This is a genomic window from Paraburkholderia sp. RL17-373-BIF-A, assembly GCF_046030175.1.
Classification (GTDB): domain Bacteria; phylum Pseudomonadota; class Gammaproteobacteria; order Burkholderiales; family Burkholderiaceae; genus Paraburkholderia.
The window spans coordinates 183,493-196,636 of sequence record NZ_JARESO010000016.1; the positions used below are offsets into that span (position 1 = coordinate 183,493).

General features: G+C 62.0%; 13 protein-coding genes and 2 pseudogenes. 7 read left to right on the forward strand and 8 right to left on the reverse strand.

What is annotated here, in order from left to right; genetic code table 11:
* Positions 1 to 256: 256 nt before the first annotated feature.
* The gene (locus P0D80_RS21360; protein ID WP_408286569.1) at positions 257 to 940 is read left to right on the forward strand and encodes a glutathione S-transferase family protein; all 684 of its coding nucleotides are present in this window, start codon (positions 257 to 259) and stop codon (positions 938 to 940) included.
* A gap of 73 nt (positions 941 to 1,013) precedes the next feature.
* Here the strand turns inward: P0D80_RS21360 and norR are convergent, their stop codons facing one another.
* On the reverse strand, positions 1,014 to 2,606 hold the full coding sequence (gene norR, locus P0D80_RS21365) for a nitric oxide reductase transcriptional regulator NorR (RefSeq protein ID WP_408286591.1): 1,593 nt from the start codon (positions 2,604 to 2,606) through the stop codon (positions 1,014 to 1,016).
* Between the two features lie 112 nt (positions 2,607 to 2,718).
* Here norR and hmpA point away from each other — a divergent pair, with 112 nt between their 5' ends.
* Positions 2,719 to 3,900, forward strand: coding sequence for an NO-inducible flavohemoprotein (gene hmpA / locus P0D80_RS21370; protein ID WP_408286570.1), 1,182 nt, complete (start codon positions 2,719 to 2,721; stop codon positions 3,898 to 3,900).
* A gap of 84 nt (positions 3,901 to 3,984) precedes the next feature.
* Here the strand turns inward: hmpA and P0D80_RS21375 are convergent, their stop codons facing one another.
* The 5 genes from P0D80_RS21375 to P0D80_RS21395 all read right to left on the reverse strand — a co-directional run bounded on the left by P0D80_RS21375 (position 3,985) and on the right by P0D80_RS21395 (position 6,986).
* The gene (locus tag P0D80_RS21375) at positions 3,985 to 4,272 is read right to left on the reverse strand and encodes a hypothetical protein (RefSeq protein ID WP_132381713.1); all 288 of its coding nucleotides are present in this window, start codon (positions 4,270 to 4,272) and stop codon (positions 3,985 to 3,987) included.
* A gap of 69 nt (positions 4,273 to 4,341) precedes the next feature.
* Positions 4,342 to 4,581 (reverse strand): hypothetical protein, encoded by a 240-nt coding sequence (locus P0D80_RS21380; RefSeq protein ID WP_408286571.1) that lies wholly within the window; start codon positions 4,579 to 4,581, stop codon positions 4,342 to 4,344.
* Between the two features lie 179 nt (positions 4,582 to 4,760).
* Positions 4,761 to 5,423, reverse strand: coding sequence for a phasin family protein (locus tag P0D80_RS21385; RefSeq protein WP_408286572.1), 663 nt, complete (start codon positions 5,421 to 5,423; stop codon positions 4,761 to 4,763).
* A 310-nt stretch (positions 5,424 to 5,733) separates the two neighbouring features.
* Positions 5,734 to 6,252 (reverse strand): cupin domain-containing protein, encoded by a 519-nt coding sequence (locus tag P0D80_RS21390; protein WP_408286574.1) that lies wholly within the window; start codon positions 6,250 to 6,252, stop codon positions 5,734 to 5,736.
* On the reverse strand, positions 6,249 to 6,986 hold the full coding sequence (locus tag P0D80_RS21395) for an NAD-dependent epimerase/dehydratase family protein (RefSeq protein ID WP_408286576.1): 738 nt from the start codon (positions 6,984 to 6,986) through the stop codon (positions 6,249 to 6,251). The genes P0D80_RS21390 and P0D80_RS21395 overlap by 4 nt, the downstream gene beginning before the upstream one ends.
* A 136-nt stretch (positions 6,987 to 7,122) precedes the next feature.
* Here P0D80_RS21395 and pdxR point away from each other — a divergent pair, with 136 nt between their 5' ends.
* Positions 7,123 to 8,658, forward strand: a complete 1,536-nt coding sequence (gene pdxR / locus P0D80_RS21400) for a MocR-like pyridoxine biosynthesis transcription factor PdxR (protein WP_408286578.1) — start codon at positions 7,123 to 7,125, stop codon at positions 8,656 to 8,658.
* 40 nt (positions 8,659 to 8,698) lie between these two features.
* Here the strand turns inward: pdxR and P0D80_RS21405 are convergent, their stop codons facing one another.
* The gene (locus tag P0D80_RS21405) at positions 8,699 to 9,295 is read right to left on the reverse strand and encodes a TetR/AcrR family transcriptional regulator (protein ID WP_408286594.1); all 597 of its coding nucleotides are present in this window, start codon (positions 9,293 to 9,295) and stop codon (positions 8,699 to 8,701) included.
* 302 nt (positions 9,296 to 9,597) lie between these two features.
* On the opposite strand from P0D80_RS21405, the gene P0D80_RS21410 reads away from it, so the two are divergent.
* The 4 genes and pseudogenes from P0D80_RS21410 (at position 9,598) to P0D80_RS21425 (ending at position 12,966) form a co-directional block, all read left to right on the forward strand.
* Positions 9,598 to 10,260 carry a DUF3313 domain-containing protein gene (locus P0D80_RS21410; RefSeq protein ID WP_408286580.1) on the forward strand — a complete coding sequence of 221 codons (663 nt, stop codon included), beginning with the start codon at positions 9,598 to 9,600 and terminating at the stop codon, positions 10,258 to 10,260.
* A gap of 136 nt (positions 10,261 to 10,396) precedes the next feature.
* Complete coding sequence (locus P0D80_RS21415; RefSeq protein ID WP_408286581.1) at positions 10,397 to 10,618, forward strand: hypothetical protein; 222 nt, start codon at positions 10,397 to 10,399, stop codon at positions 10,616 to 10,618.
* Positions 10,619 to 10,845: 227 nt separating this feature from the next.
* Positions 10,846 to 12,406: pseudogene (locus P0D80_RS21420) on the forward strand (PqiB family protein).
* Positions 12,407 to 12,483: 77 nt separating this feature from the next.
* Positions 12,484 to 12,966: a low affinity iron permease family protein gene (locus P0D80_RS21425; RefSeq protein ID WP_408177756.1), complete on the forward strand. Its 483-nt coding sequence runs from the start codon at positions 12,484 to 12,486 to the stop codon at positions 12,964 to 12,966.
* Positions 12,967 to 12,996: 30 nt separating this feature from the next.
* Here P0D80_RS21425 and P0D80_RS21430 read toward each other — a convergent pair.
* Positions 12,997 to 13,144 (reverse strand): annotated as a pseudogene (locus P0D80_RS21430) (alpha/beta hydrolase); the annotation flags it as partial.

The window sequence follows — 13,144 nt, forward strand, 5'->3', positions numbered from 1 at the left end:
GACCAAGGCACCGCAAAAGCGCCCGTCGCGCTTTTCGATCGCGGAGTAACGGCAAGCAAGGCGATCGCGATTCGTTCGTGACAACACGTGCGAATCGTTCGAACGTTCTCATCGGAATAGTCGTACGGCAAAAGCGGCCCGGCAGCCCATCATCACCACAGGTCGCAACGACCGGGCAGCCACCGCGGCATGAATCCGAGCGGCGCTGTGCCGCCTGGTCGTCATCTGCCCTGCCCCTTATTCCATGGAGATCGTCATGCTGAAGTTTTACTTCCACCCCTCGCCGAACCCGATGAAAGTCGCGTTGATGCTCGAAGAACTGCAGACCCCGTTCGAACTGATCGCCGTCGACACATTCAAGGGCGAACAACATCGCCCCGAGTTTCTCCGCATCAACCCGAACGCAAAAGTCCCGGCGATTACCGACGACGGCGTGACCGTGTTCGATTCGCACGCCATCCTGCTGCACCTCGCGACGAAACATGAACGGTTCCTGCCGGCATTGGCTGGCGAACGCGCACAGGCCTTGTCGTGGCTGATGTTCGTCGCGACCGGACTGTCGCCCTTCTCGGGCCAGGCAGTGCACTTTCTGCATCACGCGCCGGCGCCGCTGCCCTATGCGCGCAATCGCTATCTGAAGGAAGTGGAGCGCCACTATCGCGTGCTGGACGAGCGCCTCGCGACGTCGAAGTATCTGGCCGGCGATACTTATTCCGTCGCGGATATCGCGCTGTGGGGCTGGGCTAGCTTCGCCGGCTACATTCTCGGTGAAGCGGGTCTGAGCGCGTATCCGAACGTGAAGCGCGTCGTGGACGAAATCTCCGCGCGTCCGGCCGCGGCGCGCGCACAAGCGTTGAAGGACAAGCTGACGCTGAAAGCCGAGTTCGACGAAGAGACACGTCGCGCGCTATTTCCGCAAAACGAAGACGTAGCCGCTTAAACGTCTACCCGTTAGTCGTGCCGCGCGACGCGCTGCCATCTTGCAGCGGTTGCGCGGCGAATTGCGTTGCCGGTCATTTGAGGCCAAGCCGCTTGGCCAACCGGTTCAGATTCGCCCGATCAAGACCGAGCTCGCGCGCGACGGCCGCCCAATTCTGGTTGTGGCGAGACAACGCGTCGAGAACGGTGGTTCGCTCGAATTCGGTGACCGCGCTGCGAAAATCCTTCGATCCGCTTTCAGTTGTTTCGCCTGGCGTCTGGCTTGTGTCTTCAGCCGGTGCGGCCGATAGCGCGAAGTCGGCAGCCGTCAACGTCAGGATCCGACGGCGCTCGCGATTCGCAGCCAGTGCCTTGAGCGCGCTTCGGCCGATCAGGTGTTCAAGTTCACGCACGTTCCCCGGCCACGGATAACGCAGCAGCATGGCTTGCGCATCCGCCGCGAGACGCAGGCTCAGCAGGCCGAGCCGCGAGCGATTCTCTTCGAGGAAAAACCCCGCCAGCAGCAACACATCGCGGCCACGTTCGCGCAACGGCGGCACGCGTAACGGATAGACGCTGAGCCGATGATAGAAGTCCGCGCGGAACCGCCCCGTGCGGACCTCTTCAGCCAGATCGCGATTCGTTGCGGCGATCAGCCGCACGTCGACCTTGTGTTCGTGGTCCGAGCCGATGCGCTGCAACTGGCCGTTCTGCAAAACCCGCAAAAGTTTGGCCTGCACGAGAAGCGGCAGCTCGCCCACTTCATCGAGAAAAATCGTGCCGCCGTCCGCCAGTTCGAATTTGCCGCGCCGGTCCGACGACGCGCCGGAGAACGCGCCCCGCACATGCCCGAACAGTTCGCTCTCGACGAGCGTGTCCGGCAGCGCGGCGCAGTTCAGGCTGATCAGCGGCTTATTCGCGCGCGACGAGAGGGCGTGAATCGCATTCGCCACGAGTTCCTTGCCGACACCGGTCTCACCGGTGATCAGCACGGTCAGATCGCTGCCGGCGACGACCTCGATTTCCTTCATCAGATGCGTGTGCGCGTCGCTGCTGCCGACCATCTCGCGCCGGCTCTGGCTGCTCGCCTGCCGGTAGGCTTCCGCGCGCCGCCGCTCCTCTTCGGTGCTGCGTGCCAACGTATCGATTCGTTCGACGACGCTCACCGTGGCGGCGGCCAGGCCCAGAAACGCCCGCAGCGACGCCATGTCGATGCTGTCGAAGCGCGCCGGGTCCAGCGCATCGAGCGTGAGCAAACCCCACGGCCGGCCGCGCACGAATAGCGGACAGCCGAGGCAGTCGTGAACTTCGAGATGACCGGCCACGCCTTGCACGAGGCCGTCGTAGGGATCGGGCAGATCAGAGTCCGCGGCGAAGCGGGTCGGCTCCGGCCGCGACAGAAGTTGCTCGAAGCGCGGGTGGTCGCCGACACGAAAGCGCCGCCCAAGCGTGTCGCTGCTCAATCCGTCGATGGCGAGCGGCACCAGCGTGTCGCCCTCCAGACGCAATAGCGCGGCCGCGTCGCCGGGAAACAGCGCGCGCAGGCTGCTGAGCAGACGGCGGTAACGCTCGCGGTCGGACAGGTCACGCGAGAGGTCGAGAATCAGCGGCGTCAGGACGTCGAGGAGCGCTTCTGCAGTCAGATTGACTCCGTCAGGAGTCTTTTCGACTAAGGTCGAATTGACCATCATGAAATTCAGATCGTTGATTTATTTGCATTTTATACCTGGCACGAAACATGGATAGACAAACACGTCAGTCGAAGCCCGACTGGATATCCACCAACAACCAGGACTTCCTATGCTTTCCGCCGAACACCGCGCCATCGTCAAAGCCACCGTTCCTCTTCTCGAAAGCGGAGGCGAGGCGCTGACCACGCACTTCTACGACATGCTGATCAGCGAACATCCGGAAGTGCGTCCCATGTTCAACCTCGCCAACCAGGCGAGCGGCGCGCAGCAGCGTGCGCTGGCCAACGGCGTGCTGATGTACGCACGTCACATCGATCAACTCGAACAACTTGGCGGGCTGGTCTCGCAGATCATCAACAAGCACGTCGCGCTGAATATCCTGCCGGAGCATTATCCGATTGTCGGGCAGTGCCTGCTCAAATCCATCCGCGAAGTGCTCGGCGCCGAAATCGCAACCGATGCGGTCATTGAAGCTTGGGCCGCCGCCTATCAGCAACTCGCCGATCTGTTGAGCGGCCTTGAAGAGAAAATGTACGCCGAGCGGGAAGCGGAGCCGGGCGGCTGGCGCGGCACGCGGCTCTTTCGTGTCGCCCGTAAAGTGCGGGAAAGCGACGAGATCACGTCGTTCTATCTGCGCCCCGACGACAACGGCGAGCTGCTCGCGTTTCATCCGGGGCAATACATCGGCGTGCGGCTCGTTATCGACGGCGAGGAAGTGCGCCGTAATTACTCGCTCTCGGCCATGTCGAACGGCCGCGAATACCGTATCAGCGTGAAGCGCGAACCGAATGGCAAGGTGTCGAACCATCTGCATACGCAGGTCAATGAAAACGACGCGGTGGAACTGTTCGCACCGGCTGGCGACTTCAAGCTCGAAGACAGCGACAAGCCGTTGGTGCTGATCAGCGGCGGCGTGGGCATCACGCCTACGCTGGCGATGCTGCAAGCCGCGCTGAAGACCGACCGCCCTGTGCACTTCATTCACTCGGCGCGTCACGGCGGCGTGCATGCGTTTCGCGACGTGATCGACCAGTTGGCCGCGCGGCATCCGAAATTGAAGCGTTTCTACTGCTATGAGCAGCGCCGCGCGGAAGATGCCGACGCGCACGGCATCGGCTATCTCGACGAAACGCGCCTCGACGCGTGGCTGCCCAAGACGCGCGACGTCGATGTCTATTTCCTCGGACCGATCGCGTTCATGAAGGCCATCAAGAAGCACCTGAAAACGATCGGCGTACCGGAGTCACAAAGCCGTTATGAATTTTTTGGTCCGGCTTCCGCACTGGAATAAAGATGCGGGTCGCGGTCGACGTGCAAATAGCCAGAGCCGGCTATTTGCACGCAACTGTCGGTCGCGTTGCAGTCACTTACGCCCTCAGCAAAGCGTTGCGCTCGTCACCCAGGACATGCTCTTGAAGCGCGCGATCATGGCATCCACCAACTCGCGTTGCGCTTGAGCCAGCGCGATCGTGACTTCTTCAAACCCGCTGCCGGGAGGCGTCGTCACAGCGACGGTCTCGACGTTGCGGGAGAAGGGAAATAGCACCTGCCAGATTGCGGCAATGCGCATACCGTGAAGCGCCGCGCGCACCACGAGTCGATGACGGCCCGAGGTTTGCGACGACAGCACCTGCAAACCGCTCTCAGAAGATTCACTGGTCATGTCGTACCCTTTTATATTGACTGAGCCGCGTTGCTCGCGGCCTTCAGATGTTTATTCGATTCTGCCGCCTTAATAAGGCATCTTGATGATCCCGCTCAAGCGCCTGAGCAAGGCGTCAGCATGCTCCCGATCGACCTTTGAAATCTCGCGCTGATTCAGTATCGTCTCGATGCGCTGACGCCAATAATCCGGCTCATTGACTACCGACGTGCACGCCATCGAATCACCTTTTGAAAGCAATCTCTCCAGCGTTGTGACTATCGTTTCAATATGCGAGAGATCGTTCTTATAAGAAGCGTGACTTCCCATTACATTCCCGGCTGACTTTTTTAAGCGCCTTCGGATCGCCCTTCGAACGAGTTGGCAAGCAATGCGATACCCATTTCGTTTCCGAATCGACCGATCCGTCCTGCTTGGAGGAAAGCGAAACAACAGCCCTGGAGCGTTTGCTCCAGGCTGCCTGAGCATTGCTGTTGGGCTGAATTGCCTTATTTGGCCCGCGCCGAGTCAGGTGCCGTCAACTGACTGGCCTGCGCCAAGGCAATGGCTTGCGCGGTGGCTTTGCGCATCGCGTCGTAGGCAGCGCCCGCACTGGAAACCGCCGACTTGAACGCGGTGACCGCGAGTTCGGAGCCTGTGGGCGCATTGCGCGCGAAGTCGTCGAAAACCGTCTGCATTTTCGTGTTGGACTGTGCAAACCGGTCTTCGAAAATCTTCAGAAATTCGGCCTGTGCGGCGTTAGTGATTTCAAGCACATGACTGTTATAAGACAGTACTTTCTGCGCGACGGGTTGCGCGTTGCTGGCCTGATGAATAAACAGTTCGACCGGCGTCTTACCCGACACCGCCATCTGCCATGCCTGTTCGCTCTCCGCGAACGTGGCCTTGGCCGCCTGCAGGTTCAACTTAGCCAGCTCTTCAAAATACTGGAATGTTTGCTGCGCCAACGAAAACGCGACAGCGACATTGGCACTTTGGATGGAGACGAATTGCTCTGGCGTCGAAAAATACACTCTGCACTCCTTCTTTAAACGTTCACATTGCTCAGACAAGAGGTATGCGAAACCAGTCGAGACGCACGCAGATTGTCGACTCGTCGGCTTGCACCAATTCGCTCGAATCGTTCTGCGATGCAGCATTAGATGAAACATTCTAACTTTGTTAAATCTGCATCTGGCGCACTCTTTTGTAAGTAATTACCCTCGGGTGACCGTATGGTTTTGACTGAATAAAGGCGCGGCTCTGATCGTCGAAAGATCAGTGGAATATTCGCGATCTGGGCGTACACGCCGATCTATGGGACACAGCATGGGAAGCACTGTCCGTAAGCGCGCTACGGAGTGCATGAGCAGATGTGCGATAGACGGTCAAATGCATATGTATGCGACCGTCCATCGCTTAGAGAAAGGACAGAAATGTGATGTGGATTTACAACCAATCGGCAGTGAGAGACCGCCGGACTTAGTCCGGCGGCAATACCAGCGGACCGCAATTGGTATCAGCGATGAATGTCGCCAGTAACTTCGCCGGATGCACCGCATCAGGATTCTCGGCGAATAGATGGAGCGCGCGCGGCGGCTCGAACCAGGTCTGTGCAACCGCGTAGTCGACGGGCGGCCCACCTTGCAGTTGCGAGCGGATCGTCCCTTCCAGCACGACCGCCGTCACTGAACCAGGGTGACGATGCGCGGGCGTAAAGCCGAGCGGCGGAAAGTCGACGATGGCCGTCGTCACCGACTTGCCCGGCACGTTGGGCAGCGCTTCGCACGACAGCACTTTCACGGTCGATGCAGGCCGGCTCGCTGCGCCGGTATGCGTCGATGCGTTGGACATCAAAGGATCGACGCCGCAGATGCCAGCGAACCAGTCGATGGCCGAACGAGGCGCCGACGGGCCGAGCGCCAGCATCGTCGTCGTGGCCAGCGCGAGCATGGCGGGCTTGCGCGCGAGACGCGGCAGAGTCAGCGTCAGCGGATTCATACGCGCGCCGCCGATCGCATATCCGGCGACCAATCCAACTCACGGCGCGCCTTCGCGCTGGTCACTTCGGCTGCGTCTTGCGCGACGTTGTACACGCCGGCGTTGCCCCGCTGAAGCGCAAGCAAGGCCGCATAGGCCGCCGCTTCGACATGCAACGGACTTGAACCCGCCGGGGCATCGGCGCCTGTGCCGGGTCCGTAAATCTGTCCATAGCGAAGCACCGTGCCGTTCAACGACGCCGCTTCCAGCACGTGCCGTTCGAGCGCCGCGACGCCACGCACGCTCGTGCCGCGCGCGCCCTGCGCATCGACGTCGAGCGGGCAGCTTTCGTCGTAAGGCGTCGTTCCCGGCCGGTACGCCCATGCAATGCTTTGCGCAATCATCTTGCTGCTGCCCGCCGCGATCGCCGCGGCCACCAGGTTGCGCGTACCCTCGTCGCGTATCCGCGCGTTGGCCGTCACCGCCTGAGCCATTCGAGCAGGGTCGAGCCCGGGCGGCAAATCGGTCAATTGATGAATCACGCTGACTGGCGCGATGCGTATGAGCGCGTCACGCAGCGCGGTCGCATCGAATACATCGACGACGACCGGCACCACGCCCGCGTCCTCAAGTTCTCTCGCGCGGCCCGCCCGCCGCGTGCCGCCGAACACCGTATAGCCGGCGTCGATCAGCAGCGGCGCAAGCGCGCTTCCAATGGCGCCCGTTACGCCGGCGACGAACACCTTGTGTGCCATTTCCTTTCTCCCATCAGTCATTACGCGAAAGTCGGCGACATGCCGCGTTTCCAATGACCCCAGCATAAGGCTGTGAATGGTCATAAAAAAGGTCCATTATTCGGAAATTGATTGAGCCAATTTGACGAGGAAGAGCGTGCGGCGAGCTGAACAGATTGAACTTGCGCTAGCGCCCAGACCGGAAGGCGCGCCGCTTCACCGCTGGCTCTATGACGAGTTGCGCAAGGCGATCTTGTCGGGGACGTTGCCGCCGGGCGCGCGCCTGCCTTCCACGCGCGATCTCGCAACACGATTTCGACTGTCGCGCGGAACGGTGCTGGGCGTTTTCGCGCAACTCGACGCGGAAGGGTATCTGTCGGGCGCCGTGGGACGCGGCAGTTTTGTTGCGGCTGAACTGCCGGACCGGCGCATCGATAGCGGCGAGCGGACGTCGCCCAGAAAGCGCGATGGCCGGCCGCTTGCCCGCGAGCGTCATCATGACGGCGATAGCGGCACGCAGCCGCCAGTTGTCGAGCTATCGGCGCGTGGCCGTTTGCTCGCGCGGAGCGCGTTTCAACTCAGCGGCCGCACGCGCCCTGCGCGCGCGTTTCGCGCCAGCCAGCCCGATCTCGATGCGTTTCCATTCGAATTGTGGGCACGGCTCTCGGCCAACCGGGTGCGTCGCGCGCAGCGGGATCTGCTCGGCGATGGCGAGGCGCAAGGGTATCGGCCGCTGCGCGAAGTGATCGCCGCTTATGTCGGTCCGTCGCGCGGTATTCGATGTTCGGCGGACAACGTCGTCGTGTTGGGCAGCGTTCAGCAGGCAATCGATTTGACCGCGCGCCTCCTGCTCGATCCGGGGGACAGCGCGTGGACGGAAGACCCAGGTTACCCCGGCGCCCGTTTCGTACTCGAAGCGGCGGGCGCCCGGGTGATCGGCGTGCCGGTCGACACGGCAGGCGTCGATGTGTCATGGGCCCGTCAGCACGCCGCAACTGCGCGTCTGGCTTATGTCTCCGCCGGGCGCCAGGCGCCTCTGGGTCCGCCGCTTGCGCTCGAACGGCGTCTATCGCTGCTCGAGTGGGCACGGGATCGAGGCGCCGTCATCATCGAAGACGACTACGACAGCGAGTACCGCTTCGAAGGCCACCCGCTTGCCGCGATGAAGAGCCTCGACGACCACGGACACGTGATCTACTGCGGCACCTTCAGCAAGCTGCTGTTTCCCGCTTTGAGGACGGCGTATGCGATTCTGCCCGACCGGTTGGTCGAGCCATTCGTGGCCGCGCTGTCCTCGACGGCGCGGCATGTTCCAACCGATCAACAATCAGTGTTGCACGACTTCATCGCCGACGGTCATTTCGGCCGGCACATACGACGCATGCGCATGCTCTATGGCGAGCGGGCCGAGGCGCTGACGTCGGCGGTCGAGCGGCATCTCTCGGGCTTGCTCGCGCTTGCGCCGATCGTGGCGGGACTCGATGCGCCCGCCTTTCTGCCCAGAGGCGCGGACGACGCCGACGCGGCGCGGCGTGCGGCACGCGAAGGCATCGAGACGCGCCCGCTATCGCTGTACGCGATCGACCGTCCCGCGCCGCCGGGGCTCGTGCTCGGTTTTGCGTCCATCGGTGTCGAGGAAATAGAGTCGGGGGTGATCGCTCTTGCTCAAGCGTTGACGCGCCGTTCGCGATGAACCAGCGCGGCTCGCAGAGCAGATTGACGCGCCGCGCGGCTCAGCCCGCGGACCGCTTACGACGTTTTGTCTGCGAGTGCTGACCTTGCCAGCTCGCTTCATCGAGAAGACGATCGAACAGCCGGTTGCGGGCCGAATCGTCCAGTGGCGACAGTCCCAACAGAGAGTGAAACGCGAGACCGCTGGCGGCAAAGTAGCGCAACAGCGACAGATCGAGGTCGGTCGCTTCGTCCTGCAAGGCCTTCATTTTCTCGGCGTCGGGCGTCTTCATTTCGTCGAGCAAGTTGGGGTTCTCGACCAGTGCCGCGAGAACAGCTCGTGCCACGGAATTCGGCTGATTGATGGACTCCCGATAAATTGCAATCTGCGCCGCGAGGTTGGGCTCCGCTTTCGACGCGCCCTCTTTCGCCATATAGTCGCGCGCGATCTGCTCGAACTGCTGCTTCTGATGCTCCAGCAACGCGCACAGTACCCCCTGCTTGGTGCGAAACTGATGCAGCAGTCCACCCTTGCTGATGCCGCTTTCACGTGACAACGAATCGAACGTCAGTCCACCGACGCCTTCGCGGGTCAGGATGGTAAGAGCGGCATCGATTGCCTTCTTGCGGGAAATCTCCGAACGGGTCTGGTTATCCATTGTCGATAGTGATGACGTCGCCACGCTGGCCGTGCCGGCCCGGTGCTGCCGCGTCGTGATGGTATTGGGCAAGTGATTCGGCGCGGTGAATCAGTGTCGGCGAGCAGTCGCGCCATCCGTCGGCACAAGCAGCGCTCGCTCTGAGGGTTGGAATTGTACCGCTCAAGCCACCCAACAAACAAACCGGATAGACGGTTTACATTCAATAAAGACGGTGCTACTGTTCGGCCTCATCGGTTCTCGCCTGAACTGCACGCCGCCCGGCATTCACCGGCACTCAATTGCCCATCAAGGAACATGCAATGTTCACGAACAAACTCGTCCCGCTTCTTTTCGCCGGCGCAGCGGCACTGGCCCTCGCGGCCTGCGCGGGTGTGCAACCCGTCGCGTACACGGGCATCGCGTCCTCGCCGCAGTTGAAGCAGAACCGCGACGACGATGCGGGCAAAGTGCCCTACAAGTACGCGGCGACCGTGGTCTGGGCGCGCTACACGCAGGTGGTGCTGGACCCCGTGGCCGTCTATCAGGGCAGTGACAACCAGTTCGGCGAATTAAAGGCCGCCGACAGGGCCGCGCTTGCCGACTACATGCAAAGGACGTTCTCGGAAAAACTGGCGAAACGGTTCGACGTGGCCACGCAGCCCGGCCCCAACACCTTGCGGATCAAGCTGACCTTGACCGGTGCCGAAAGCACGACGTTGCTGGTCGGGCAGTTCATGCATTTCGACCTTGCGGGCAATCTCTACAACGGCGTGCAGTCGATCCGCGGCGGTCAGGGGGCATTCAGCGGCTCGGTGTCCTACGCCGTGGAAGTCTATGACGGCGCGAGCGGCCAACTGCTGAAGGCCTACGTGTCGAAGCAATATCCGAACGCCATGAATCTGCCGGCCGCTTTCGGTTCCCTGGGCGCTGCGAAGACGGGACTCGACAAGGGTGCGGATGCGCTGGTGGCGCAGCTTCATTGACCAGTCCGCTTTCGCTGTCCATCGCTTTGCGCGCTGCGCGTAGTTGACCCGCGGCGCGCAAGCGCCACGGTGCATCGGCCACGGCAAGCCGACGCAACGACAAGGCCGCTGTTCCGGACTATTCCGAGGTACGCGTATGCGCGCATTCGCTGACATGGTCGTCACACTCGCCCCTCCGCCTTTGATGGTCGCCGTCGTGTTCTTTGTGGCGTATCTGCTGGTGGGGATTCCGGTTCAATTCACGCGTGGCCCGGCCGCGAGAGATGCGTTCGGCACCCTGGCCGGCGTCTTCGCCGCGCTCGCCTACATCACACTGGCCATGAGTTTCTATCCGGATGTTCACGCTGCTCCTCGCTAACCCGGCAGGTCTCTCCAGAAGGTTCAGACACCGTGCGCTCGCGGCATCCACGTAGTCCGCGTACGCGAGACCAGCGCGAGGCTTCCGGCCCGCAAGCATCGAACTCGGGCAGCGGCACGCGAGCCAGGTCGATCCGCGCAGGCATCAGGCACAGCATCAAGCGAACGCTGCGCTATCTTTGCCGGTTGGCGAAAGACATGGGCGACGTCGTCCGCGGAAAGCTGTAAATGCGTCTTCGCCCACGACTCGCCGTCATCTGGCTCGCGCCGCTTGCCGCCGCATTGATCTGTCTCGCGCTTCTCGCGCTCTGGCTCGAACGATCGGGGTCCGAAGTCACCGTCAGCTTCGCCACAGCCGAAGGACTCGAAGCCGGCAAAACCCGCGTGCGCTATAAGGACGTCGAAATAGGCAGATTGACGGAACTGCGGCTCTCGCACGACCGCTCACGCGTGCTCGCCGTCATGGAGCTCGACACGTCCGCCGAACGGTTTGCACTGTGCGGCACGCGCTTCTGGGTGGTTCGTCCGCGCGTCGGCACCGCCGGTGTCTCCGGGCTGACGACGTTCATCTCCGGTCCCTACATCGCTGTGGATGTTGGGCGCGCGTCCACGACATGCCAGCAGTTTGCCGGCCTCGAAACGCCGCCGTCCGTGACCAGCGAGCAGAACGGCGGGCGGTTCGTTCTGCACGCTTCTTCCCTCGAATCGCTCAATGTGGGCTCGCCAGTCTATTTCCGGCGCGTGCAGGTGGGGCAAGTCCTCAACTATGCGTTGGCTCGCGGTGGCTCCGCCGTCGATGTCGATGTATTCGTGAAAGCGCCTTACGACCGCTATGTCACATCAGGCACGCGATGGTGGCACGCAAGCGGCATCGACCTGCGATTCGATTCGAGCGGCTTGACGCTGGACACCCAATCCGTTGCCACGTTGCTCTCCGGAGGCGTCGTATTCGATCTGCCCGGATCACAGACGCCCGAACCTCGCGCCGCCGACGGCGCCGCGTTCGCTCTAGCCGCGAACAGAACCGAGGCGATGCGTCGTGCCGACGACGGACCCGCCGCGTCGGTGCGCATGAGGTTCAACGGGAGCCGTGCGCGGGCTCTCAGTCGGCGCGCCGGTCGACTTCGACGGTGTCGAACTGGGCGAAGTGACCGCCATCGATCTTGACTTCACGCCGGCGCGCAATCGCTTCGACATGGTGGTGACGCTCAACCTCTACCCCTATCGTCTCGGACGACGCTACAGGGAGGCACTCGGAGAAGGCTCCGGCGCGGCGGCCAAAGCGCTTCTGCATCAACTGGTCGCCCAGGGCTTGCGCGGGCAGTTGCGTATGGGCAGCGTGCTGACCGGCCAGCGCTATGTGGCGCTGGACTTCTTCCCGAACGTACCCGCTGTCAGCATCGACACACGTCGCATGCCGGTCGAACTGCCGACCGTGCCCAATACCGTCGAGGAACTTCAGGACCAACTCGCCAACATCGTGAAGAGGCTCGACCACGTCCCCTTCGACGAGATCGGCTTCAATCTGAACCAGGCGCTCGTGAACGCCAATTCCCTGTTCCAGCGAATCGACACGGAACTGGTGCCGCAGGCGCACACGACGTTGGCGGCTGCCGAGCGCTCGTTCAATGCCGCAAACGCCACGCTGCAGCAGGACTCGCCGATGCACACCGATATTCGCCAGGCGTTGACCGAGTTGCGCCGCACACTTGCCGCGCTGAAGGCGCTGTCGGACTATCTGGAACAGCATCCTGAATCGATTGTGTGGGGTAAATCGGCGGACCACTGAGGTGCTTCGACGCTTGCTCATGGGCCGAGGCGGCGTCTGTGCGATGATGCCTTACGTCGACCCGACTCGCGGAGATCATGATGAGCGGCAAATGGTTTTCGAAGTTCTCAAGCTTCCTTTCCACGATGACCGGCAGGCCGGTCACCTTTGTTCTGGCCGTCGTCATGGTGATCGTCTGGGCCCTCACCGGCCCGCTCTTTCACTACAGCGATACGTGGCAACTCGTGATCAACACGTCGACCACGATTGTCACGTTCCTGATGGTCTTCCTGATCCAGAACACCCAGAACCGCGATACGGCCGCGATGCAGATCAAGCTCGACGAGTTGATCCGCGCACTGGAAGGGGCTCACAACGCGCTGCTCGATCTTGAAGAGCTCGAGGAAAAGGACTTGACCCGCTTCCGCAAACACTACGAAAAGCTGGCTGAAGAAGCGCGCACTGCGCTGCGCGCCGGCGGCAGCGACACCGATTCGCCCTTCGTCGACAATCGCGATGACGGTGACGAAGACCGGCGCAGCGGTAAGGGTCGCGATGGCAAAACGGGAGCGGCGGTGTAACGCGACTAGCCAATGCGTTCGCAAGTATTGCTAGAAACGTGCGACGTCGATCACGGCATCGGCAAACGCTTTCGGCGCTTCCTGCGGCAGGTTATGTCCGACACCGCCGCCGATATTCCGGTGCGCGTACTTGCCGGTGAACTTCTTCGCGTACGCCGCCGGTTCAGGATGCGGCGCG